General features: G+C 53.3%; 19 protein-coding genes. 13 read left to right on the top strand and 6 right to left on the bottom strand.

The annotated features are described in order from the left end of the window. Window positions 1-64: 64 nt before the first annotated feature. Complete coding sequence (locus Q0721_RS01440) at window positions 65-1,222, bottom strand: thiolase domain-containing protein (RefSeq protein WP_299024555.1); 1,158 nt, start codon at window positions 1,220-1,222, stop codon at window positions 65-67. A 189-nt stretch (window positions 1,223-1,411) separates the two neighbouring features. Here Q0721_RS01440 and Q0721_RS01435 point away from each other — a divergent pair, with 189 nt between their 5' ends. The 3 genes from Q0721_RS01435 (at window position 1,412) to Q0721_RS01425 (ending at window position 5,433) form a co-directional block, all read left to right on the top strand. Then, window positions 1,412-3,049, top strand: coding sequence for a CapA family protein (locus Q0721_RS01435; RefSeq protein ID WP_299024553.1), 1,638 nt, complete (start codon window positions 1,412-1,414; stop codon window positions 3,047-3,049). Between the two features lie 83 nt (window positions 3,050-3,132). Then, the gene (locus Q0721_RS01430; RefSeq protein ID WP_299024551.1) at window positions 3,133-4,755 is read left to right on the top strand and encodes a CapA family protein; all 1,623 of its coding nucleotides are present in this window, start codon (window positions 3,133-3,135) and stop codon (window positions 4,753-4,755) included. A gap of 27 nt (window positions 4,756-4,782) precedes the next feature. Next, the gene (locus Q0721_RS01425) at window positions 4,783-5,433 is read left to right on the top strand and encodes a cyclase family protein (RefSeq protein WP_299024549.1); all 651 of its coding nucleotides are present in this window, start codon (window positions 4,783-4,785) and stop codon (window positions 5,431-5,433) included. Here Q0721_RS01425 and Q0721_RS01420 read toward each other — a convergent pair. Beyond that, window positions 5,430-6,254 carry an NYN domain-containing protein gene (locus Q0721_RS01420; RefSeq protein ID WP_299024547.1) on the bottom strand — a complete coding sequence of 275 codons (825 nt, stop codon included), beginning with the start codon at window positions 6,252-6,254 and terminating at the stop codon, window positions 5,430-5,432. The genes Q0721_RS01425 and Q0721_RS01420 overlap by 4 nt on opposite strands. Before the next feature lie 309 nt (window positions 6,255-6,563). Here Q0721_RS01420 and Q0721_RS01415 point away from each other — a divergent pair, with 309 nt between their 5' ends. After that, complete coding sequence (locus tag Q0721_RS01415) at window positions 6,564-7,394, top strand: NBR1-Ig-like domain-containing protein (RefSeq protein ID WP_299024545.1); 831 nt, start codon at window positions 6,564-6,566, stop codon at window positions 7,392-7,394. 42 nt (window positions 7,395-7,436) lie between these two features. After that, complete coding sequence (locus tag Q0721_RS01410; protein WP_299024543.1) at window positions 7,437-8,492, top strand: bifunctional phosphoglucose/phosphomannose isomerase; 1,056 nt, start codon at window positions 7,437-7,439, stop codon at window positions 8,490-8,492. Window positions 8,493-8,559: 67 nt separating this feature from the next. On the opposite strand, the gene Q0721_RS01405 is transcribed toward Q0721_RS01410, so the two are convergent. Beyond that, window positions 8,560-9,135, bottom strand: coding sequence for a biotin transporter BioY (locus Q0721_RS01405; RefSeq protein ID WP_299024541.1), 576 nt, complete (start codon window positions 9,133-9,135; stop codon window positions 8,560-8,562). Between the two features lie 106 nt (window positions 9,136-9,241). Here Q0721_RS01405 and cydD point away from each other — a divergent pair, with 106 nt between their 5' ends. Next, a complete protein-coding gene (gene cydD / locus Q0721_RS01400; protein WP_299024538.1) occupies window positions 9,242-10,999 on the top strand; it encodes a thiol reductant ABC exporter subunit CydD in 1,758 nt (585 codons plus the stop codon). Then, window positions 10,996-12,747 carry a thiol reductant ABC exporter subunit CydC gene (cydC, locus tag Q0721_RS01395; protein WP_299024536.1) on the top strand — a complete coding sequence of 584 codons (1,752 nt, stop codon included), beginning with the start codon at window positions 10,996-10,998 and terminating at the stop codon, window positions 12,745-12,747. Before cydD ends, cydC begins: the two co-directional genes overlap by 4 nt. A 22-nt stretch (window positions 12,748-12,769) precedes the next feature. On the opposite strand, the gene Q0721_RS01390 is transcribed toward cydC, so the two are convergent. The 3 genes from Q0721_RS01390 to Q0721_RS01380 all read right to left on the bottom strand — a co-directional run bounded on the left by Q0721_RS01390 (window position 12,770) and on the right by Q0721_RS01380 (window position 17,124). Then, entirely contained in the window at window positions 12,770-14,125 is a 1,356-nt protein-coding gene (locus Q0721_RS01390; protein WP_299024534.1) for a CpXC domain-containing protein, read from the bottom strand. A gap of 78 nt (window positions 14,126-14,203) precedes the next feature. Beyond that, window positions 14,204-15,769, bottom strand: coding sequence for an ATP-binding protein (locus tag Q0721_RS01385; RefSeq protein ID WP_299024532.1), 1,566 nt, complete (start codon window positions 15,767-15,769; stop codon window positions 14,204-14,206). Then, entirely contained in the window at window positions 15,766-17,124 is a 1,359-nt protein-coding gene (locus Q0721_RS01380) for an acetyl ornithine aminotransferase family protein (protein WP_299024530.1), read from the bottom strand. Before Q0721_RS01380 ends, Q0721_RS01385 begins: the two co-directional genes overlap by 4 nt. Before the next feature lie 355 nt (window positions 17,125-17,479). Between Q0721_RS01380 and Q0721_RS01375 the strand changes: the two genes are divergently transcribed. From Q0721_RS01375 to Q0721_RS01350, 6 genes are all read left to right on the top strand, one after another. Continuing rightward, window positions 17,480-18,871, top strand: a complete 1,392-nt coding sequence (locus tag Q0721_RS01375; protein ID WP_299024528.1) for a gluconeogenesis factor YvcK family protein — start codon at window positions 17,480-17,482, stop codon at window positions 18,869-18,871. A 34-nt stretch (window positions 18,872-18,905) separates the two neighbouring features. Further along, entirely contained in the window at window positions 18,906-19,958 is a 1,053-nt protein-coding gene (gene gap / locus Q0721_RS01370) for a type I glyceraldehyde-3-phosphate dehydrogenase (protein ID WP_299024526.1), read from the top strand. A gap of 89 nt (window positions 19,959-20,047) precedes the next feature. Further along, the gene (locus Q0721_RS01365) at window positions 20,048-21,223 is read left to right on the top strand and encodes a phosphoglycerate kinase (protein ID WP_299024524.1); all 1,176 of its coding nucleotides are present in this window, start codon (window positions 20,048-20,050) and stop codon (window positions 21,221-21,223) included. A gap of 165 nt (window positions 21,224-21,388) precedes the next feature. Next, window positions 21,389-21,664 carry a 30S ribosomal protein S20 gene (gene rpsT, locus Q0721_RS01360; protein ID WP_299024522.1) on the top strand — a complete coding sequence of 92 codons (276 nt, stop codon included), beginning with the start codon at window positions 21,389-21,391 and terminating at the stop codon, window positions 21,662-21,664. 180 nt (window positions 21,665-21,844) lie between these two features. Next, the gene (gene argS / locus Q0721_RS01355; protein ID WP_299024521.1) at window positions 21,845-23,602 is read left to right on the top strand and encodes an arginine--tRNA ligase; all 1,758 of its coding nucleotides are present in this window, start codon (window positions 21,845-21,847) and stop codon (window positions 23,600-23,602) included. 40 nt (window positions 23,603-23,642) lie between these two features. Further along, window positions 23,643-24,959 carry a cyclic 2,3-diphosphoglycerate synthase gene (locus Q0721_RS01350; protein ID WP_299024520.1) on the top strand — a complete coding sequence of 439 codons (1,317 nt, stop codon included), beginning with the start codon at window positions 23,643-23,645 and terminating at the stop codon, window positions 24,957-24,959. Window positions 24,960-25,013 lie beyond the last annotated feature (54 nt).

Here is a 25,013-nt window from a genome sequence, read left to right as displayed (position 1 = left end):
GAAGTTAGTTTAGGTTTGCTCAGCGGTTTTGTCAACCATCCTGGCAAAGGATTCTGCCATTTAATCAATCGGCGCGGAAAATGTGGGTGATAATATTTGAGCCACTTCCGCCGATATTCTGGGTCATGCCGATTTTGGCTCCCTCCACCTGGGTTGCTCCAGCCTCGCCACGCAATTGTTGTACCACCTCTACAATTTGATATATCCCAGTGGCACCAACCGGATGCCCGCGGGCCTTGAGGCCGCCCCGTGTGCAGATAGGAATGCGTCCTCCAATTTGGATCTCTCCTTCTAGAGCCAAGCGCGGTCCCTGACCGCGTTCAGCAAAGCCACAGGCTTCCAGAGAGAGGGCGGACATAATGGTGAACGCATCATGAAGTTCAAATACATCAACATCATTGGGGCTAACCCCGGCTTGTGCATATGCTTGACGGGCCGAGCGCTCTGCAGCACTTAGCCAGAGAGGGTCGCGGCGACTGGCTACAGAAATGGTATCAGTGGCTGCTGCCGAAGCCACAATGCGGACCCTTGGTTTAGGAGGAAAGCGATGAAGGTGTTCCACGGGCACCAAGACAACCGCGGCGGCCCCATCGCCCATCGGCGAGGCGTCCATCAAGTTAATCGGTGGGGTAATCATGGGGGCCTTCATGTATTCCTGAAGGCTTAGCGGGGTGTGGAAGCGGGCATAAGGGTTGTGCAGTGCGTTCTGGTGAGAATTGATTGAAAAGGGCGCAAAGTGTTCGTGCTGCCAGCCGTACTCGTGCATATAACGGCGCATGATCAGCGCATTAAGGGCAACGAAGGAGACCCCGAAAGCCGATTCCCAATCCGCATCAGCGGCGGTGGCTAGTTCGGCCGTGATTTCATCCCCTGGCGAATCGGACATTTTTTCCACTCCCACGACCAATACCACATCTAGGACTCCTGAGGCAACTGCCATCAAACCGGCACGGAACGCGGCCGATCCAGACGAGCAAGCAGTTTCAACATGAAGGGCATTAGCATAACGCAAGCCTGCCCAATCCGCAATGTAAGCGCCTAGTTGCTGTTGGTGATTGGCAGAACCAGCCATCATGTTGCCCACAAAGACCCCATCTACCCGACTAATTCCGGCATCCTGCAAAGCTGCCAGAGCCGCTTCTCCTGCTAAGAGGCGTAGCGACTTTTCCCAATGTTCTTCAATAGGGGTCTGTCCAATGCCTAAAACGGCGACTTCGCGCATCTATTCAACCCTCATGAAATGGTTTCTGCCTGCATTATAGTCGGCGGAACTTTCATTTTCTATCAAGTTGTTGCCGTGTATAATCTAGCCGGCGGGTATAATTAGGCCGTGCGGTCTTTCGCCTCTTCATCGTTGATTGGGCCTAAGGTATTTTGCTTGCTAAGCCTTGTTTGTTTATTGAGCCTTGGGATGAGCGCTTGCCAGGGAATGTATGCGACTCCTGAGGTGGTGGTGACCCGGACACCAAGTGTTGAGCATCTTAAGCCTCCTCTTAACTCGCCATACGTCGTTAACAATCCTACACTCAGTTCCTTGCCACCAATGCAGGAGGCGTCGGGGCGTTGGAAAGAATCGCGGTTTGATGCAAGCAACCTCCCTGAGGGCCTGATTCGGCTACTACGCCAGGCGGGTTATGCCGTTACTGAAGACCAGCCATCTTCGGCAATCAGACTCCAACCGCTCAAACCGGCTTCAATCGGTCAAGCGCCGATCTTGGCCAGGTGGTTGTTTCTTCTAGTTGCTCCTTTTCCTACTCTCGCCGATGGAACTACCTGGGATGAACTGCAGGCGGCCTGGTTGGGTCAACATCCCTGGTCGGACCCTGCAACTCCCTGGAAAGGACGCCCTCTTGTCATGAGTCCCATTACTTATGAGGCCGTGCGGGCAGTTTGGGGACAACCGGCCTCCGAGCATGACATTGTCATGCTCAAACCAGAGGACGAGGTGCAGGAGGTGGCCTGGGCTATAGGTGCCTGGGCAATCATCCCCTTTGAAATCCTCAATCCGCGCTGGAAGGTGCTCAGAATTGACGGACAAAGTGGATTGGAAGCAGAAGCCACGGGGTTTCCCCTGTGGATTTCATATGGTGCTCCGGGGTTTGAGGGAGACGTTGGTCCGGTAGTCACAAATTATCATCCAGAGCATTTAGTCACAGTAATCTTGAGCGGGACGACTGCCCTGGTGCGGGCTACAGCGTTGCGCATAGAGGAAAAAGGGGTGAACTACCCGGGGCAGGCGTTAGCGCCGCTCTTGCGTGCAGCGGATGTGCTCCACATCAGCAACGAGGTGGCCTTTGATCCTCAATGCCCGCCTGCTAACCCCCTGCGACGCGAAGCGCGGTTTTGCAGCGACCCGCGCTATTTGGGTCTGCTGCAGGAAATCGGTACTGATGTGATTGAACTGACCGGCAATCATCTCCTGGATTGGGGTGAAGAGCCCTTCCGCTACACTTTGGATTTATATCGGCAAGTCCATTTGTCTTTCTATGGCGGTGGCGCCAATCGGGCCGAAGCCGAGGCGCCGTTAAAAATTGAGCGCAAAGGCACGCGCCTGGCCTTTCTCGGTTGTAATGCCGTGGGACCGGAGACCGTGCTGGCCACTGAGCAGCGGGCTGGTGCCGCGCCATGTGACCTTGAACGCATGAGCATACAGATCCAGGCGCTGCATCACGAGGGATATCTGCCCATTGTGACGTTCCAGCATTTGGAAGTGCAGGATTTTAAGCCCGCTAGTCAAGCGCGATATGATTTTCAAACTGCTGCCCAAGCGGGAGCAGTGATTGTCAGTGGCAGTCAGGCTCATTTCCCGCAAGGGTTTGCACTTAAATCTGGGGCATTGATCCATTATGGATTGGGCAATCTCTTCTTCGACCAGATGTTTTACTGGAATCGACGCGCCTTTTTGGATCGGCATCTGTTTTATGAAGGGCGTTATCTGGGTGTGGAACTGATTACCATTATTCTGGAGGACTATGCCCAACCCCGCCTGATGACGACGGCAGAGCGCACTGAAATGCTTCAGAACGTTTTTGCTGCTAGTGAGTGGTAGTTGCTTCTCCAAGGTAACCCGCCATGCGACGCATAACACTCATATTTCCCCTCACGCTTTTCGTCCTTTGTGGGTGCACGAGTGTGACGCAGCCTCCATCTTTTGGGGGGCAGGTTACTACGCAACCTTCCGAGGTAACGCCCACCCCATTTCAGCCCTTGGTGACTCAGGAAAAAACCGAGAAATCACCGACTGAGACGGCTCTAACGCGCCTTTGGGTGCCGGCTTTTGTGCCCCAGGGATTGCGCCAGCAAATCCCTCTCGGAGTGCTGGAGATGGCAACCTCAGAGGCCGAAGCAACTGTCTGGCTGACTCTGGGACAGGCTGGGCAGGGTGTGCCCTGGGTCTATGTGCTAGTGGTGCCCTTCCCAACAGTAAGAGACGGGACAACCCTTCAAGCCCTTGAGCAGGCCTGGCGGGGAGAGGAAAGCGATTTAAAGGGTACGATTTTTGTCTCAGCAGAAACTCTTGAGGTTATGCAGAAGATCCTAGGGGAAGCCCATCCAGAGCGCGTTCAAGTCGTGGATGAGGCTGCATTACTTGAAGCCGTTTGGACGCGGCGACCAGCGCTTGCGATTGTGCCTTTTGAAGCCTTGGAGCCAAGGTGGAAAGTGCTCCAGCTAGATGGGCGATCGCCGATTGACAAACACTTTGATCCTCAATCTTATCCGCTCACGGCATGGTTTACCTGGCGAGGGCATGAAGATCAGATTAGCGAGATTGAGGCGCTGCTGCGGGCCAGAGGGAGCGAGTTGAGGTCCAATCGTCAGGCAGATCGGTTAACCGTTTTGGTGATGACCGGTGTGACGGCACTGGTGCGGGCTACGGCAGCCAAGATGGAGGAGAAAGGGATAACCTACCCGGCTCAGGATGTGGGCGCACTTTTGCGGGATGCCGATTTGACCCATATTAGCAATGAGGTCTCGTTTAGCCCTAACTGTCCACCTCCTGACCCTAATCAGTTATCGTTAATTTTTTGTAGTGATCCGAGATACATTGAACTGTTGGATTATGTGGGTACCGATATTCTTGAGTTGACCGGGAATCATGGCGTTGACTGGGGCCGAGATGCTCTGCTCTATTCGTTGGATCTCTATCGTCAACGGGGATGGGCGTTTTATGCGGCAGGCGAAAACGAGGCCCAAGCCAAAGCAGCAGTCACTGTGGAGCACAATGGAAACCGGTTTGCCTTTATAGGTTGCAATCCGGCGGGGCCAGCCTTCATTTGGGCAACGCCGGATCTTCCTGGCGTGGCCAATTGCGACTATCCCTGGATGGAGTCCGAAATTCATCGCCTGGCGACTGAGGGGCATCTGGTCATTGCTACTTTCCAGTATTTCGAATCTTATCGCCCAGACGTGTTGCCTTATGAGCAGCAAGATTTCCGACGCTTGGCCGAAGCGGGAGCGGTTATTGTTAGCGGTAGTCAGGCGCACCATCCGATGGCGATGGAATTTTATGGTGGGAGTTTTATCCACTATGGACTGGGCAACCTTTTCTTTGATCAGATGCATGTCTACGTGAATGATCGTTTGATCGAGGGTACGCGTAAGGGGTTTATTGATCAGCACATTTTTTACAATGGCCGTCATATCAGTACGGTTCTCATTACTACTATGTTGGAAGATTACGCTCGCCCACGCTTGATGACCCCCGAAGAACGCTCGACTTTTTTGAGCCAGATGTTTTCAGTTTCAGGTTGGTAACCCACAATTTCAGAAAAGGAGGAGACCATGCGTAAGATTCACGATATCTCATTAACCATCGGGCCCGATCTTCCCACCTGGCCCAGTGATCCCAGTGTTCATATCGAGCGTGTTAGCAAGATTGAAGAAGGCGCAAACGCCAATGTCTCCAAAGTGGAAATGGGGTTGCATACAGGCACCCACCTGGATGCGCCTTATCACTTCCTTCCGGATGGAGCGCGCCTTGAGAGTCTCTCCTTGGATGTGTTGATAGGCTCTGCCCAGGTGGTAGAAGTGCCGGAAACATTTGGGGAGATTACTGCGGAAGTCCTTAAGAATCTCCCGCTGGCGGGTGGGGCGCAACGTGTACTGTTCAAAACGCGCAACTCGCGTTTTTGGGCCCAGGGCGAACGTGAGTTTCGCACTGATTTTGTGGGTATTACTCAGGATGGGGCGGAGTATCTGGTGGAGCAGGGTGTACGCCTGGTGGGTGTGGATTATCTATCTGTTGCGCCCTATAAACGTTCCCGCCCTACACACGAGGTGCTTTTGCGAGCGGGAGTAGTGATCATTGAAGGATTGGATCTCTCGCAGGTGGCCCCCGGGCTTTATCAGCTCATTTGTCTGCCTATAAAATTCCAAGGTGTAGAGGGTGGACCTGCCCGGGCTATTCTCGTCGAAGATTCGGCCGGAGGCTAGAGACGACTGATCAATTCAATATTGAGAGCCTGCAGGCTATCGGTGCGCTCCGATCGTGCCAGTTCAAACTCAAAAATGTAATTGCGGGTGGGTAACTGGCTGGGGCGCACTCCCTCTGGCAGGCTGGAGTCGTGAAAGAAGACCGAACCATACGGCGAGTTAGGATTACGCGTGTCCGTTAGCCATAGATTGGGAGCAATGACCTTGAGGTAACGCATAAAGCCATATCCCTGGTCGCTATGCCAGTAGCACCAGCCCCGAACCCGCGAGCCGATTTCGCCCCAGGGCGGTAAATCATTGCGCGGTGAGACCGTGGGCACCAGATTGGGAACAAGGTAGCCAGAGATGAAGAAATCTGCCTCATGGCGCAACTTGCTGGAGACGTTATCCAAGGCTATTACTTCAACCCGGCAGCCTTTATCTTGCAAGGCGCGTACGACCTGGACAAAGTCACCATCACCTGAGACAAGGAGTACGCGGTCAAGGTTAACAGATTGGAGCAAGGCATCCACCGCCAGTTCTAGATCGGCATTGGCTTTACCATAACGAACGCCGTTCTCGTCTATGAACCAATTGATCTCTTTGACGATCACTTTATAGCCCAGGTCGCGCAGGGCGGAGTGAAAATTCTGGGTGCCCTTGCGGTAGGTTTCGTCACGCTCAGCCCGTTCGCGGTCATAGCTCACATAGGCGTTTAGACGGACCAATTCAGCGTTATCCCGACAGGCGAATTCACGTAGTACATCATATTGTAGTCGTTGCCCCCCGTTAAGATAAATATTGGAAACATCCACGTAGACACCCACTTTTGCAAACGACATGCAGAGCCTCTCGAATTGAGAAAATTTTGTATAGGCTCATTTTAACTCATACCCTTGTCTTCGCGATCTTGCCGGAGGTGTTGAAATTAGTTTAACGGATCGGGCGGGGTAAGGTAAAATCAGAGGGGTATGCGTTTGGCGAGGCTGGTAATTGTTGTGGGCATTGTTGCACTGGAAGTGACACTTTTGGGCGGATGCCAGACTTTGAGGGAGGGGAGGATTCCCCGTTCAAGCGGGGAACCACTAGCGACACTCAACCCGCTTCCAAGTGTGACGGCGGAGTCATCTCCGCCGAGCGTTCCGAGGACTTTGGAGACCCCTTATAAATTTCTCCCTTTGACTCAGACCGTTCAGCCCTTGATTTCTGCCCAGCCCTGTGAACTGGCGGGTGCAGGTAATCCGCTGGACGTGACCATTCCAGATGATACTCCTATTTTACCCGGGCAGCGCTTTGTCAAGACCTGGCGGCTGGTGAATCTCGGGACGTGTGTCTGGGATGGCACCTATAGTGTGGTGTGGGTTTCAGGAGATAACCTGGCCCCTTTTACCTCCTATGCACTGTTCAATCGTGTGCTCCCGGGCGAATCTACGGATATCAGTATTGAGATGGTCGCTCCGCTTTGGCAAGGACGGTATACCAGTTACTGGATGTTGCGTTCTCCTTCTGGCAAGCTGTTCGGTTTAGGGCCGGCTGGAAATGCTCCTTTCTGGGTGCGCATTCAAGTTCCCTCGGTCAATACCGCCACACTTTTATCCAGCCTAACTGTGTCTCCTGTCATCGTAACTATGCAAGGACAGGTACGTCTGACAGGTCAACAGGGGGTTGACTTGGAAAGTGGCACAGTGTGGGAAAATACCTCAGCAGTAGATCTCTGGATTGAACGTTCGGATGAGGGGTTAATGATGATACTCATGGGTGGGGCGCAGTGGGGAGTTTTTCCCGCTGCAGAGCCCCCATCTCCGGGTCAGTGCCTGGAATTAGCGAAGGAGGAAATGCCGCTTCCCCTTGAAGCGGAGGCCTTCTTCCCTTCTCTATGTATACAAACCGGAAGTGGGAACGTAGCCTACCTTCAGATTAGCCGTGTGGATCGGATGCAAGACCAAGTTGAATTGACCTACCTCCTTTGGACGGTACCTTGATCGGGCCCGGTTGTTTCAAACTCTACTTTATGGAGTCGGTTTATGAATCTTGATGATAGGGATAAATTCAGTCAACTGGATCGCTCTAATATGCGAGAGGCTATTGATTACCTTCCAGATCAACTTGCCCAGGCCTGGGAGCAAGGTCTGAACCTCCCTTTGCGGGTAAAGCCGCCGATCCGCCACGTCGTGATCGCGGGTATGGGGGGGTCAGCAATTGGGGCCGATTTGTTTATTGCCTATGGTGAACCTTTCCTCACTGTTCCTGTGGTAACCTGTCGTGAATATCAGCTCCCGGCTTGGGCGCGTGGATCAGAGATCCTGGTGATTGGGTCCTCGCACTCAGGGAACACGGAAGAAACGCTTTCAGCGGTCAAGCAGGCGGGCGAACGCGGATGTCAGGTTGTGGCAATCGCAACTGGTGGAGAGTTGGCTGCTGTGGCCAATGAAGCTGGATGGGATGTGTGGCAGTTTGAGCACCATGGGCAGCCGCGTGCGGCAGTAGGGTTTTCGTTCGGTTTTTTGCTGGCTTTATTTACCCGCTTGGGCTTTATTCCTGACCCTACCCACGATCTTGAAATCACGCTTCAGGCTATGCGGGAACAACAACAATCCCTGGGGGTGGAAGTGCCAGTCGTTCGTAATCCTGCCAAGCGTTTGGCGGGACAACTTATGGGGCGTTGGGTAGTTGTGATAGGCTCAGACGTGGCAGCGCCAGTTGCGCGGCGCTGGAAGGGCCAAATAAACGAATTGGCCAAGGCGTGGGCTCAATTCGATATCTTGCCTGAAGCGGATCACAATACCCTAGCCGGGATTGAAAACCCAGAGGCGCTTCTGGAGAAGATGATGGTGCTCTTCCTACGGACCCCCTCAGATCACCCGCGAAATCGCTTGCGCAATGAACTGACTTTGCAGGCTTTCCTGACAGCAGGAATTAATGTGGATTTTGTGCAGGGAAAGGGGGAGGGACGCATGGCCCACCAATGGACACTCCTCCACTTTGGCGATTATTTGGCCTACTACCTGGCCATGGCCTACGGGGTGGATCCCACCCCTGTACAGGCCATTGAAGGTCTTAAGGCTGTCATGAAGGAATGAGATTAACGCTGAGGACGCAGATGCACGGAAGGGACTATCTAAAGTTTCTTCCGTGCATCTTGCATCATTAGTATGAGTCAATCGCCTTGCGCGCTGTGGGCAAAAGGAGGGCGGAAAGGAATGCTTTAAGGGCGTCGCCGGGCAAAAACGGCATGACTCCGCCGAGCCAGGCGTGTTCAAGCCCGATAAAGCGAGCCAGCACCAGGCTACCGAGTCCCAGGATAATCAACTCACCCAACGTAAACATCATGATCACGCTCACCGTTGAGCGATCCCAGCCTCTTTCGGCCAACCAACCTACTGCATAAGCGGCGACCACAAAACCAAGGAGATACCCACCCGTTGGGCCCAGCAGATGAACTAGACCACTGGCGCCACCTGCAAAAACAGGCAATCCTACCACTCCCTCGAGCAGATACAGCCCAAGGCTGAGCGCAGCCCGATGGCTGCCTAACGTCGCGCCTACCAGGAAAACGCCCAGGGTTTGGCCAGTGATGGGGACTGGGGTAAACGGCAATGGGATGCGTATCTGGGCTAAGCCCGCAACCAAGAGGCTACCCCCAAGAATTAACAGGGCATCTTGTAACCCGTGCTGACGGATGCCCATGCGGGCAGTTAGGGTGAGGGCTAAAGGGCGATTCATAGTAGAACCTCGCTTTGGGGAATGGAGAATGTCTTCTTCGTGTAAGTTAACCCCGGCAGAGGCTTTAAGGATGTGCTTAAGAGGTGGTTTTATAATCAATTGTGTTATGCATCACCTCAGACGATTGCTTCAATGGGCTCGTACAGATGTGTGGGGGATAGGTACGGTGGTGGGCATGGGGCTGATAGTTGGATTCATGACCGTGCTCCAGGCTTACTTATTTGCCCAGATTTTGAACGCAGCCTTTATTCAGCATCAGGGTCGAGTTAGTTTGTACGTTCCTTTGGCACTCTTGCTTGGCGTTATGCTGGGCCGGGCAGGGGCGATTTGGGGGAGTGAAGTGGCTGCTCAGCGGGTGGCGGTGCGGATTAAGGCTCGGTTGCGACGGACCTTGCTGGAGGCGATGTTGCGTGCTGGGCCGGCCTATTTAAAAACTAGGCGGACGGGCAATTTGATTGCAACTGCCCTGCAAGGGGTGGAGTCATTGGAGCCTTTTTTCGCCCATTATGTACCCCAGGTGGTACTGGCGGCCGGAGTGCCACTGTTGGTGTTGGAAGTAGTATTTCCCCTAGATTGGTTGACGGGGCTTGTTTTCTTGGCAACTGCTCCTCTGATTCCACTTTTCATGATGCTCATTGGGCGCATGGTAGAGCAACTAACCCGCCGGCAATGGCGGGCGCTACAACGCTTGAATGAATACATCCTGGACACCTTGCAAGGGTTGGTCAGTTTGAAGGCCATGGGGCGAGTAGAAGAGCGCGGAATGCACCTTGGGCGAGTTAGTGATGCTTACTATACTGCCACCCTCGCGGTATTGCGGATGACGTTTCTTTCGGCCCTCGTGATGGAGTTAATCAGCACGCTTAGCACGGCTTTGGTTGCGGTGCAAGTTGGGTTGCGTTTGCTCTATGGGCGCTTGGACTTTCTGCATGGCTTTTTCATCCTGCTGATTGCTCCCGAGTTTTATTTACCTTTGCGTATGTTGGGCCAGCGTTTCCATGCCGCGATGTCGGGGGTGAGCGCTGCCCAAACGATCTTTGCCCTACTGGATGAGGCTGCGACTGCTTCGGCATGGTCACGCGTTTCATTTGTTGAGGGAAAGTCGAGCCAATTTGAAAGGCCTCTTGCACCACCGCAAAGGATCCGGTTTGAGGATGTAGATTTTATTTACCCTGGGCGTCCAGAGATGACCTTACAGGGCATCACATTTGAGATCCGCCAGGGGCAAAAAGTGGCATTGATTGGTCCCAGTGGGGCGGGAAAGACCACGCTGGCTTATCTGCTGTTGGGTTTTTTGCAGCCTAGTCGGGGGCAGATCACGATAGATGGTCGTCCCCTCTCGCAGATCCCTTTTGAGGAATGGCGAAACCTTATTGCTTGGGTTCCCCAGAATCCTTATATTTTCAACGCTAGTCTGGCCTGGAACGTATGTATGGCCGATCTCGAGGCTCCTGAGGAAGCCTTGGTTGCAGTTGGTCGTCAAGCGTTCCTGGTAGAGATTCTCGAACGTCATTCTCAAGCATGGGATACGATGGTGGGGGAACGGGGAGCCGGCCTGAGCGGCGGTGAGGCACAACGGGTGGCTTTGGCGCGCGCCTTTTTGAAGAATGCGCCGCTTCTAGTTATGGATGAGCCTACGGCTCATCTTGATCCAGATCTGGAGGTTCGTCTGGAGCAGATGATTCATAGCTTGTGGCAGGGGCGCACCAGTTTAATCATTGCTCACCGTTTGGGCACGATCCAGAATGCCGATTGGGTGCTGGTATTGGAAGGTGGGCGCATTGTTGAGCAGGGGACACCTGCCGATCTCCTCGCGCAGAAGGGATGCTTTTACAGCCGCGTGATGCAATGGAGGGGGCTGTGAAACTCATCTGGCGATTGGTGCAATTTCTAAGACCTTACCTTGCTCACGTTATCACCTCAATTCTGCTGGGAATTGCGACTATTGCGAGTAGCATTGGCTTGCTGGGCACGGCCGCCTATCTCATCGCGCGCGCTGCGTTGCATCCTTCGATTGCCGAATTGCACATCGCTATTGTGGGAGTGCGTTTTTTGGGGCTAGCGCGTAGTGTCATCCGATATGTGGAGCGCTGGGTTTCTCATGGAGTCAACTTGCGCCTGCTGGGTCAGTTGCAGCGCTGGCTTTATCGCACACTTGCGCCCTTGCTACCTGCCCGACAGCCCTATCTGCCCACCGGGGATCTTCTTAATCGGGCGATGACTGATCTGGAAAATTTGGAAAACTTTTATGTACGATTCATATCTCCTGCCTTAGTGATGGTGTTTACTACTTTAGGGTTGGCCTGGTTCAGTGGCGTTTTTTACCCCCGGATATGGCTATGGGTGGCCGCAGGATTGCTCGGTGCAGGAGGAGTGGTGCCCTTGATGAGTTACCACATGCAGCAGCGGCTTGCCTTGCAACAGGTGAAGGCAAGCGCTAACTTAAACACTCGGTTGGTCGAATTTATCCAAGGTATGGAAGATTACCTGCTTTTTGGGCAGGAAAAATTTATGTTCAAACAGATTGAGGACTTGGAGGTTACCCACCATCATATCCAGATGCGCCGCGCCTTGCGTGGGGGATTAGCTAACGGGTTGGCTTCGTTATGGGTTTGGTTAACAGCCTGGGGAGTACTCTGGGCGGGGCTTGACCCGGTGGCGCGGGGTGAGTTCAGCGGTGTGTTGCTGGCTGTGTTGGTGATAGTGGTTCTTGCCAGTTACGAAGCAGTGAGCGCGGTTGTACAAGGGGCACAAAATCTACCTCTGGCTTTGCACTCAGCGCAACGCCTATTGTCTTTGGAAACGTTGAAGTCATCCCAAACGGCCTCAACGCACGTGCACTTTGAGGAGACCACCCAACGGCCGGATATCCAGATGCGCGATCTCTCGTTTCGTTATGCCGCTGACGCACCGCTCGTTCTAAAGGGCATTAATCTGGAGATACCCTTTGGTCGTCGGGTAGGCATTGTGGGGCCGAGTGGGGCGGGCAAATCTACGCTGGTCAATCTTTTGTTGCGCTTCTGGGATTACGACGAAGGTGAGATTTTGATTGGTGGGGTGCCGTTAAGGCTCTGGGATGAGCGGGTTTTACATCAAGTATTAGCAGTGCTTGAGCAAAAGCCGTATATCTTCAGTGATACCTTACGGGGAAATCTGCGCATTGCTGCACCACGGGCGACGGAGGACCAATTATGGTGGGCATTAGAACAAGTTGAGCTGGCAGATTGGGCCCGGCAACTGCCAGAGGGATTGAATACCTGGGTGGGTAATCTGGGCGCTCAAATGAGCGGCGGAGAACGCCAACGACTGGCCTTGGCGCGCTTATTCTTGAGCAAGGCATCGGTGATTGTCCTAGACGAGCCAGGCGCTCACCTAGAACGTGCCCAAGAAGCACGCATTCTTGGTCGTTTAATGACCTGGGTGGCAGAACGCACGTTGATCTGGATCACCCATTCTCCCCAGAGTCTGGATTACGTGGATGAACTCGTAGTGTTGCGCCAAGGGCAAATCGTGGAGTGCGGAACGCCCCATACCCTCCGAGGGGGAAATGGTTTTTTTGCACAGATGGTAAAACTTTCCAGCCGCTTTGCTGACGATGTTGCGGCCCAGTAGGGCCGGTTTGACCAGCACTAGGTCATTGATTCAGGTTGGCCATCATGGTCATGCGCAGTGCAATGCGGTTAATTTCGCGCAAGGTGCTGAGTAATTCGGGGGGCTGGCTCTGCTTCTCGCCCTGAGCAATGAGTCCGCTTACCAATTGTAGGAACTCTCCTGTGACCAGCTCGGCATGTTCCTGCATCTTCTTTTGCCGTTCTTGGTAGGAGGGGAGTCTGAGCAGTTCTTCTAGAAACGCCACTTCAGGGGGTGGCGCGCTCAACTTTTCAAGATGGGCACGAATGCGCTGCAGGCGGGAAATGCGATTTAAGTCCGCACTTTTGCGGGCTTGCTCCAATTCTTCGTCCAGGGCTTTGAGGAAAAACTCGTCAATGGCTTCTAGGCTTTCCTCAACGGTTTGCTCAATGTTGGGAGCAGAAGCAATTTGTTGCACCAGGCGACGGCTCTGCTCATAACGGCGTTGAATTTGTTCGTCAATTTGCCGTGCATACTCCAAGAGTTTGGTGCGTAGGGCTTGAAGGCGCTCTTTTTCGGTTTCCTCCTGGGCGGTTTCAATGCGTTCCGTGAGGGCCTGGAAGAACTCATAGTCCAGCCCATTGTGTACCAGTCCAACCAGAGCGGTCAAGGCAGCTTCGCTTCGGGCTTCTAACATCAAATCGAGCAATTTTTCCCGAGTCAGGCCCTGACGACCTGCCTGCTGAAGTTTTTGCAGGATATCTTGAACTTCTTGGGTCTGATTTTTGATTTCTAGACCGGTCTTGGTGTTGTTGAGCGCCTCTTGTTGAAGCGCAGCCAGCACGCGGGCTGTTCGCTCGTCTCCCTGGGCTAGCATTGCCTCGGTAATTTGGGAAAGCATGAGGAAGAAATCGGCGTCAATAAGCCCCTCGTTTTGTTGCATCAAGGCTTTGCGATCCTCCGGGCTGGCAGTACCCACGAGGCGTTGGATCAAATCAAAGCGCTTTTGTTGGTTTTCCAATACTTCGCGAGTGATCCCATCTGCCTCTAAAATACGCTCGATAAGCGTCTGGAAGGTCAGCATGGTCTGAGGGCGAAGCAGGTAGGCTTTGCGTTTTTCAAGCGGTAGCCGATTGGTAATTTGGTTGATCAGGGGACCAATCAGACGCTCCTGATCATTGACCGAGAGTCCTAATTCGGGCGGAAAATAAGTAAGCAGAAGTTCTTTTTCTGGGTCGTGATAGACGAGAGGGGCACTGACCATCCCCTCAAAACCACAGGTCGGGCAATGGATGACATTGACTTGCCCGCTCAACAACCGTTGTTTCACAGAGGGATCTACGGATACGTCCAGGAGTTGCTCGAGGTCGGCAATCACCGGGGATTTGCAGCGGGGACAAGAGGTTTGAACTTTAGGCATAGAAGTGGATTCGCTTTCTTCTAGAGAATCAATGAACGCATTATACCATGCTCACTCGGGGATGGCATGAACGCGCACCTATTGCGGTTGGCGGGGTAGCGAGAAGCAAAAACGTGCCCCTTGCTCAGCCTCTGAGTCCACCCAGATCTTTCCCCCGTGGGCTTCAATAATTGCGCGGCTCAAATATAGACCAAGGCCGGCGCCTTTGGTTTGGCGCATGACCTCAGGAGAGCGGTAGAAGCGGTCGAAAATGTAGGGACGGTCGGAAGGGGCAACACCTGGCCCTTGATCGCTGACACATACAATCACTACATCGGGCCGAACCTGACCGGAGATGCAGATCTCACCTTGGGGGGCGTACTTGATGGCGTTGGAGATCAGGTTCGTCAAAACCTGTTGCAGACGGTCTTCATCGGCCAGAATAACGGGAAAATCTGGCGGGAAGTTTACCACGATGGTATGACGCGTAGTCTGGGTGGCCATGCGTTGGGCAACCCGAGAAGCCAGTTCTGGCAACCACACGTCGGCGCGTTTGAGAGTGAGACCACCCGCCTGCAAGCGTGATGCATCCAATAAATTCTCGATCAGGGTTCCCAAGCGATCAGCCTCTTCCTCAATGACAGCTAGGCTTTCTTGGACGATTTCCGGATCCCATTGGGCATCCTCACGGCGCAGGGTGCTGACATAGCCCTTGATCAGTGCCAGGGGGGTTTTGAGTTCGTGACTAATGATAGAGATGAAGGTGCTCTTTAGCTCATCGGCCTCACGAAAACGGGTGATATCGCGAATAACGGCGATGATATTAAGCAATTTGCCTTCACTCAGAAGCGGGGCGTAGGTAATACCCACCGGGACGGTGCTACGAGGCCCATGGCACTTAAGGTCACCCTCCACATAGAGGTTGGCATTCGGCACAAGCGGCCATCCCCCCGCAACAGCCTGCTCTAGCGTCATGTCTTTGGGGGGCGAAGCCCAGTTAACCACGGCTTCGTGAGGGCGACCCTGGATCTTTTCGCGCGGTAGCCCCAAGAGGCGTGCAAAGGCGGGGTTGCATCGCTCGACTTTCAGGTTGGGGTTAAGAATAAGCACGCCATCTGCGACAGCGTCCAGGAGACCATCCAGGCGTTGTTTGCTGCGGGCTAGCTGGGTGTACAGTTGTGCGTTGGAAACTGCAATGGCTGCCTGATCGGCAAAAGAGGTGAGCAGAGCCCGATCATTCGCCGAAAACGCAGCCGGGTAAGAACGAAAGATGAAAATCACTCCTAGTACGCGGTTGCGAGCTACCAGCGGCAGCACAACGCCGTGAAGTAAGCCAAAACTGGCAGTGAGCGCCAATTCGCGTAAGCGGCGGTCAATTTCAAGCAATTCGAACACATTTGGATCAGGGGAGTCAGTAATTTCGTTCAAATACGGGGCCAGAAATTTGACAAAAGCCTGGGGAATTCCCTGCGCCACGGCAACTTTCCATGAACCATCTTCCTCGCGTAACGCGATTAGGCCCGCCTGTCCTGCCAGCATCTCAATGGCAATGCGTAAAATGCGCCCGAGTAAGGCATCCAAATCCAGTTCCTGAGTCAGGGCGCGTGTAATTTCCAAAAGATAATCGCGTTGACGGATGCGGAAGTCAGGGAGCATAAAGCTCATGGGTGAGCGTCTCCAAAGTGGGAGATCGGATGCCGAAACAGTTCATCTTCTGCTTGCTCAATCGCGGCTTCCAGGATTGTTAATCCTTCCTCCATTTCCTCGTAAGTGATGCACAATGGCGGCGAGATGCGAATGGTACTGGTACTGCATCCCAGGACAATCAGCCCTTTCTCAAAGCACAGGTCGACCACTCGATCTCGCAGTGCCTCATGGGGTTCTTTGGATTCACGATCATGTACAAATTCTACGCCAATCATTAATCCCAGGCCACGGACATCGCCGATGGAGGGATGGCGCTCCATAATTTCGTGTAGGTATTCGAGGGCAAATTGCCCCACCGCGGCGGCGTTTTGCATATAGCCATTTTCGATCAGGTTCAGCGTAGCCAGCGCTGCAGCGCATGAAATTGGGTTACCCCCATAGGTATTACCGTGGCTCCCCTTCGGCCAGGTCACCAGGTGCTTTCGAGCTGCCATCACCCCCAGCGGCATGCCGGAGGCAATGCCCTTGGCGATACAAATCATGTCGGGCTCGACACCAAAGTGTTGGATGCCCCACCATTTGCCGGTACGGCCTACTCCGCTTTGCACTTCATCCACAATCAGGAGAATACCATAACGATCGCATAACTCTCTTAAGGCTGGGAAAAAACCAGGTGCTGGCACGACGTATCCCCCTTCACCTAACACGGGTTCAACAATGATCCCGGCCACTGAATCAGGGGGAATTAGTTTGGCGAAGATCTCTTGCTCCAGATAGCGCACAACGGTTTGACCATAGGACTCGCCGGGGAGAGATTGGAGCACTGGGCGATAGGGATTGGGGTAGGGGACGTGGGTCACTCCCGGCATCAGCGGGAGGAAACCGCGATGGTAAGCAGACTTGCTGGCAGTGATTGCCAACGAGCCCATTGTTCGCCCGTGGAAGCCTCCCAAAAAACCGATAAATTCTGTGCGGCCGGTGTAATACCGGGCCAACTTAATCGCTGTCTCAATAGCACCTGTTCCAGAGTTGGTCATAAAACAAATAGCATCTTCATCGAAAGGAACAATACGGTTGATGTATTCTGCTAACTCAATCCATCTGGGATGGTAGAAGTCGGAGGAGATGTGAATGAATTTTTCGGCCTGTTCCTGAATGGCTTTGACCACCTGGGGGTGACTATGCCCGGTTGAAATCACCGCAATTCCTGCTGCAAAATCGAGAAAACGATTACCGTCCACGTCCCAGACTTCAACCCCATGCCCGTGATCCATCACAAAGGGGTGGCTACGCGGGTAGGAAGGAGAGATGACCGCTCTATCCCTGGCAATGTAATGTTGGGCTTTGGGACCAGGCAGATGGGGAATCCGCATAAGTGTGTCCTCCTAAAAAGTTGGTTTAGTGGGTGAATCCTTAGAGGAAAATGTTTGGAACAGAGAATCATAGTGGTGTGGTCAAATCGTTTGTTGTTCCACGGCAGGTGAAAACCGAAGACAACGAGTATAGTAAATAAACCAAATCGCTGTAACGATCCCCGGACGGAGATTGTTAGGCTAATGGAGCAGAGTGGCTGTGACGGATGTTCACCATTCCCATTATAGCATGGGAAAATTCGGAAGCATCCTTGGGATATTGTGATAAATGTCACAATTCGTGGTATAATAAATTTGAGCGTAAGTCAGCATCCGCGTTGACGTCCAGACAAAAGACGGTTATAAATAGAATGGTATGGGTAAATTAACCTCTCGTCCCGGGCGATCTTGGCAGCGCCATTTACGGCTGGCGCTGCGATGGCTTACTCCGGGCATTGGGGTTAAACGCTGGCTGCTGGTTCTGCTCATCGGAACAACTTTTCTGGGCACAGGGGTGACCCTTTCTCTCTTAGATGTTTATCGAGGCGCTCCGGAGACACCTTGGTTACCGTTGCTTTCTATTCTGGCATTGCGCTTTCTCACCCGCCCACTGCGCATTGCGATCTTTGCCAGTATTGGTATTGGCCTAATTCTGTGGGGGGGATGGGGATTGAGCCGCTCGCTGTTGCGCCCCTTCCTGCGACCCGGCAAGCCTATCGTGGATGCAGTGACGGATTATCGGCGACGCGAGCGTGGACCTCGCATTGTGGCCATTGGGGGTGGAACGGGGCTTTCAACGCTTTTACGAGGCTTGAAGGCCCACACCCATAATCTGACCGCCATTGTGACCGTGGCGGATGATGGAGGCTCCTCGGGCGAACTGCGCCGCCATATGGGGGTGTTACCACCTGGCGACATTCGCAACTGTTTAGCGGCCCTTTCAGACGATGAAGAGCTAATTACCCAATTGTTCCGCTATCGCTTTCCAGTGGGAGCCGGGCTTAACGGTCATAATTTGGGCAATCTCCTAATCACCGCTCTGGCCGATATTACCGGTTCGTTTGAGGAAGCCATTGCCGAGTCGGGGCGGGTTCTGGCGGTGCGAGGGCGGGTTCTCCCCTCTACTCTCCACGACGTGCGTTTGGTTGCAGAGGTGAAGGCGCCAGAAAAGGGGCGTACTTTGCGGGTTAGGGGGGAGAGTAATATTCCCAAGGCAGGCGGTCAGATTGAGCGAGTATGGTTGGAGCCCAGTGCACCACTGGGGTACCCACCTGCGGTGCAGGCAATTCTAAATGCCGATCTGATCCTGATTGGGCCGGGCAGCCTTTTCACCAGCATTCTGCCCAATTTGCTGGTGCCCGACATTGCGATGGCTTTAAGGACAAGTCGGGCCCTGAAGTTCTATATCTGCAATGTAGCAACGCAGCGTGGGGAAACCGATGCATTTACCTGTTCAGATCATGTGAAGGCGATTGAACGCCACTTAGGGGGGGCAATTTTCGATCTGGTGATCTGCAATAATCGAGCCCCTGGCAACCTTCCTGAGGGCATTCGGGCCGTGTTGCCTTCACCCGAGTTGGAAGAGCATTGCCCTGTTTATTGCGCAGATCTAGTGGATGACGAGCAGCCTTGGCGACATCATGCCCCGCGGCTGGCTCAAGTTATTATGGACCTGTATTACGAACGAACGGGTCCGCTATCTGGACGCGAGGACACCCTTCCCCGTGAAAGCGCCCTCAGTGCGTACACGGAAAAGGGAAGGAACTGAACCTACTCTAACGATTTTACTACGGAGGTGCACAATGGCAGTTAAAGTTGGTATCAATGGTTTTGGTCGCATCGGCCGCCTAGTTCTCAAGGCTATCCTTGAGCGTTACCCCAATGATCTGGAAGTTGTGGCGGTCAACGATCTCTTTGATGCGAAGCAGAACGCGCATCTGTTCAAATTTGACTCCACCTATGGGATTTATCCTGGCAGTGTGGAGGTCGTGGATGGTGACATTGTCATTGATGGCCGCCGCATCAAGGTGTTTGCCGAGAAGGATCCAGGTAACCTGCCCTGGAAGGATTTGGGCGTAGATATCGTCATCGAATCCACGGGTGCATTCACTGATGCGCTGGGTGACCCAGCAAAGGGGAAGCCCGGAGCACGGGTACATATTGATAAGGGAGGCGCCAAGAAAGTTATCATCAGCGCTCCTGCGAAAAACGAGGATATCACCATTGTGCTGGGCGTGAATGAAAATATGTATGACCCGGCCAAGCATCACGTGGTTTCAAACGCCTCCTGCACGACGAACTGTCTGGCGCCTGCAGCGAAAGTCGTTCATGATCATTTCAAGATCCTAAGCGCGGTCATGGTGACCATTCACTCTTACACCAATGATCAGGTGATCTTGGATCAGGGACATAAGAAAGAGATGCGCCGCTCACGGTCGGCGGGCCTTAACATCATTCCTACAACCACTGGAGCAGCCAAGGCAGTGGCGCTGGTCATCCCCGAATTGAAAGGCAAGTTCGATGGGTATGCTCTGCGCGTACCCACTCCTACAGTCTCCATTGTGGACTTTGTGGCGACGGTTGAGAAACCCACTACCAAGGAAGAATTGAACCAGGTCTTCATTGATGCGGCTAACGGTCCGCTTAAGGGCATTCTGGGTGTGACCAACGGTGGATACAACGAACCGTTGGTTTCCATGGATTTCAAGGGGGATTCGCGCTCTTCCATCATTGACCTGCCTTCGAACATGGTCATGGGGGGCAACCTAGTGAAAGTGGTGGCTTGGTACGATAATGAGTGGGGTTATTCCTGCCGCACTGCCGACCTGGCCGCTCTTATGGCAAAATCGCTCTGATCCACCGAATCGGATGACAAACCTGGTCATGTGCAGCCCAATCATTCTCAAGGCTGTGCATGACCAGGTCCAAATAAAGGGAGGGTCTCATGTTCAACAAGAAAACTGTCCGGGACATTGACGTAAAGGGTAAACGTGTCTTTGTGCGGGTAGACTTCAACGTGCCAATCAAAGATGGCGTCGTTGGGGATGACACGCGCATTCGAGCGGCACTGCCTACCATTCAGTATTTACTAGACCAGGGTGCTGCGGTGATCCTGGCCTCACACTTGGGCCGCCCCAAGGGTGGACCGGATCCCAAGTATTCACTCAAGCCAGTGGCTGAGTATCTTGGTCAGTTGCTTGGCAAAGCGGTTAAGTTTGCCGAGGATTGTGTTGGACCGGTTGCCGAAGAGGCGGCTAAGACGCTGAAGCCCGGGGAAGTTCTGCTGTTGGAGAATACCCGTTTCCACCCAGAGGAGGAAAAGAACGATCCTGAAATGGCCAAGGCTCTGGCAGCCCTGGCAGACATCTACGTCAATGATGCTTTTGGCTCTGCCCATCGTGCTCATGCTTCTACCGAGGGGATTGCCCATTACTTGCCGGGCGTTGCTGGTTTTTTGATGGAAAAGGAAATCAAGTATCTCGGCGAGGCTATTGACAATCCCAAGCGTCCCTTTGTGGCGATCCTGGGTGGGGCGAAGATCAGCGATAAAATCGGAGTCATTCGTAACTTGCTCAAGAAGGCTGATGCAATTCTCATCGGTGGCGGCATGGCTAATACGTTTTTTAAGGCCAAGGGCATACCGATGGGAGACTCGCTGGTTGAGGATGAGGCGCTAGATACGGCCAAAGAACTGCTTGGCGAGGGTGGTGAGCGTTTGCGTTTGCCCGTGGATGTTGTCATTGCTGATCGGTTCGATGCTGAAGCCGAATCGAAAGTGATCCCGGTTGGCCCTGTTCCAGAGGGTTGGCGAGTGCTGGACATTGGGCCGCAAACTGTGGAGGCATATGCAAAAGTGATTGCAGGGGCGGGCACGGTAGTGTGGAACGGCCCCATGGGTGTATTTGAATTCCCGAAGTTCGCCCAAGGTACCTTTGGGATTGCTCGCGCGGTGGCCGAGAGCGGCGCGGTGAGTATCATCGGTGGTGGTGAGTCGGTACAAGCCATTAACCAGTCGGGTTTGGCAGACAAGATTACCCATATCTCAACCGGTGGTGGAGCATCTCTGGAAATGCTGGAAGGGCGGGTACTGCCTGGGGTGGCCGTCCTGTTGGATAAATAGGATTTTGAAAGCACCCCGATCCCGGCCCCCGAAAGGCCGGGGTCGGCACGTTTATCAAGGAACAAGGCGGGACTCTTTGGAGGCATTTTTAGCAAAATTCCTGGACGGATTAGGCATATTCTGGTAAAATCCGCTTTCGAAAGTTAAACAGATGGAGGATGGGCTTTGGCTAATATCAAGTCTCAGATCAAACGCAACCGACAAAATGAGAAGCGACGGCTACGCAACCGAGTCTATCGCGGGTCAGCACGTACGTTTATCCGTAAGGCAAATGCAGCTATCGAGAGTGGCAACCTTGATGAGGCTCGTGTGGCAGTTCTGCGTGCTCAGAAAGCCCTTGATAAGGCAGCCGAAAAAGGGATTATCCACAAAAATAACGCCGCGCGCCGAAAGAGCCGCTTGATGAAGCGCTTTGCCGCTTTATTGAGCAAGGCAGCCTGATCAAACACGCCTCTTCTATCGTTTGAGCATTTTGTGTGAGCGGGAGTATCACCTCCCGCTCGCTTTATGCTTGGGGCTCACTCTCGCCCAGATGGCAAGGCGGGGGTCTATGTTATAATCGGTCTGCCTATCATTGGAAGCGTGAATTATCAATACCCTACAAATTGAGGGGTGGGTTGCATGTTTGAGCACGAACAACAAACTGTAGAGGCAAAAATTCGCCAGTATTGTCAGCAAAATGGGTTGCCTGAGCCGCAGATCCAGTGGAAGTGGATTCCTTTTGCTGGTCATTGGGGAATTTCGACCTCTTTTTTCCAGTTGGCGGCTCAGGAAGCACGGCAGGGGAAGCCGCTCAAGGTCAATCAGCGGGCGCAGGAATTGGCTACCGAGGTGGCGCGGTTCTTAGGAGAGATGGAGGGCTTTGCGCGGATAGAGGCGGTGAACGGCTATCTCAATCTTTATTTCTCCCCGGAGCGTTATGCGCAGCGTGTTGTGGATACCGTGCTTGAGCAGAAACGTGGCTTTGGTCGGGCAGCTCCGCGCGGCGAAAGAGTTATGGTAGAGTTTTCACAGCCCAATACCCACAAGGCGTTTCATGTGGGCCACTTGCGGAACGTGATCTTGGGAGCTGCGATCTCCAACATCCTTGAATATGCCGGCTATGAGGTGATTCGGGCTAATTATATTGGTGATATTGGTTTACATGTTATTAAGTGGCTCTGGAACTATATGACCTACCATGCGGGCGAGGAGCCAGGGGAGGATAAAACCCGCTGGATGGGAGATTTGTATGCCGAAGCTGACCGACGCTTTGAGGAAGATCCCTCCGTAGAGCCTCGGGTGCGGGCACTTTTTGCACGCTGGCACCAACGTGACCCAGACATCCTAGCCCTTTGGCAGCGGACGCGCCAGTGGTCCCTGGAAGGGTTTGATCAGATTTATGCCTTGTTAGGCGTTCATTTTGACCGTGTCTATTTTGAGAGCGAGGTCGAGGAGCCGGGCATTCGTTTGGTGGAGGACTTGATTCGACGTGGCATTGCTCGTGACGAGCGCCCGGAAGGTCCTGTGGTAGTGCCTTTGGATGAGCTCCTAGGTACGAAAGATAAGTATCGTACGCTAGTGGTCCTACGTTCAGATGGAACCTCGCTTTATGCCACTAAGGACTTGGCGTTGGCGATCCTGAAGTTTCAAGAATACGATTTGGATCGCTCTATTTATGTGATTGACGTGCGCCAGAGCCTCTATTTGCAGCAGATTTTCAAGACCCTTGAACTAATGGGGTACGCTTGGGCCAACAAGTGCTATCACCTGGCCTATGAAATTGTCAATCTGCCGGGCAATGTCACTATGTCCTCACGCGAAGGTACGGTGGTGTTATTGGAGGATTTAGTGCGTGAAGCCACCCGTCGAGCTCTGGAAATCGTTCAAGTGAAAAATCCAGAGTTGTCACCAGAGAAGCAACAAGCGATTGCCCATGCCGTAGCATTGGGGGCAATCAAGTACTCCATGCTCTCACGGGATAACACTAAGATTGTGACTTTTGATTGGGAAAGCGCGTTGGATATCAATGGACAAGCAGCCCCCTACATTCAGTACGCCTACGTTCGAGCCGGGAGCATTTTGCGTAAGGTCGGTTTTGAGCTTCCCGCCTCCGTGCTCCCCGTGCATACATTGACCACATCAGAGATTGAGTTAGTGGATCTGATTTCCCGGTTGCCGGGTGAGATCCAACGGGCGGCTGCAGAATTCCGCCCTCTGCTGATTGCCAACCTAGTCTATGAAATGGCCCGCGTTTTCAATGACTTTTACACTCAATGTCCGGTGTTGCAAGCGGAGATGGAAGTGCGTCAATTCCGGCTCCGCTTGGTGGCGGCGGCACGCCAGGCACTGGAGGTTGGCTTGGCTTTGCTTGGGATTAACGCCCCAGAGGCGATGTAATCCGGTTTAAAATCCAACACCCAGGAGGATTTAACAACCTATGACCATTCGAACCATTATCATGGGCGCCGCAGGTCGTGATTTTCACAATTTCAACGTTTTCTTCCGTAACAACCCCGAATATCAGGTCGTAGCATTTACCGCGACCCAAATTCCCAATATTGAGGGACGGCGTTATCCACCGCAATTAGCCGGCCCCCTATACCCTGAGGGCATTCCGATTTATCCTGAGAGTGAACTGGAACACTTGATCAAGACCTTAGCTGTGGATCAGGTAGTGTTTGCCTACAGCGATGTTTCGCACGAGTATGTCATGCACAAGGCCTCTCTAGTGATGGCAGCTGGCGCCGACTTTCGTCTAATGGGACCTGGAAGCACCCAATTGAAATCCAGCAAGCCGGTAATTGCTGTATGTGCGGTACGCACGGGTTCGGGGAAGAGTCAGACCAGCCGTCGTGTGGCCAAAATATTGCGTGGGATGGGTTTGCGAGTGGCAGCAATTCGACACCCCATGCCTTATGGTGACTTGGTGCGCCAGGAAGCCCAACGCTTCGCCAGTTATGCAGATCTAGACCGCTACGAGTGTACGATTGAGGAGCGGGAAGAATACGAACCGCACCTGGATAACGGGGTTATCGTTTATGCGGGGGTTGATTACGAGAAGATTTTGCGCCAGGCAGAAGCCGAAGTGGATGTCATCTTGTGGGATGGGGGCAATAATGACTTCTCGTTTTATAAGGAAGATCTGCGCATTGTGGTAGCGGATCCTCACCGTCCAGGTCACGAACAGCGTTACCACCCAGGCGAGACCAATGTGCGCCGGGCGGATGTGTTTGTGATTAACAAAGTTGATACGGCAAATCCCGAAGCCGTTTTGCAAGTTCGCGAGAATCTCCAAGCGCTCAATCCGAATGCTATTATCATTGAGGCAGCTTCACCCATCTTTGTGGATGATCCGCGGGCGATCCGGGGTAAACGGGTGTTGGTGATTGAGGATGGTCCCACTCTGACACATGGTGAAATGGCTTATGGGGCTGGTTGGGTGGCTGCCCGCCGTTTTGGTGCCGCTGAGATTGTCGACCCGCGCCCGTATGCGGTGGGTTCAATTGCCGAAACGTATCAGAAATATTCGCAGACGGGCCCTATTCTGCCTGCGATGGGATATGGTGAAACCCAAATGAAGGAACTGGAGGCGACCATCAATCGGGCAGAGGTGGATCTGGTTATTTCAGCCACGCCCATTGACATTACGCGAGTGATCAAGATCAACAAACCGGTACAACGCGTTCGCTACGAACTCCAGGAGATCGGACAACCTACCCTGGAGGATATTCTGAAAGAAAAACTGGGCAAGTAGATTGGGAAGATAAAACAAGGGTAGGAAAGGAGCCAATACCTTTCCTACCCTGGA

It is taken from the genome of uncultured Thermanaerothrix sp. (genome assembly GCF_938028735.1).
Taxonomy (GTDB): domain Bacteria; phylum Chloroflexota; class Anaerolineae; order Anaerolineales; family Anaerolineaceae; genus Thermanaerothrix.
The sequence above is the reverse complement of the archived record's forward strand: the minus strand, read 5'-3'. Positions and strand labels throughout refer to the sequence as shown.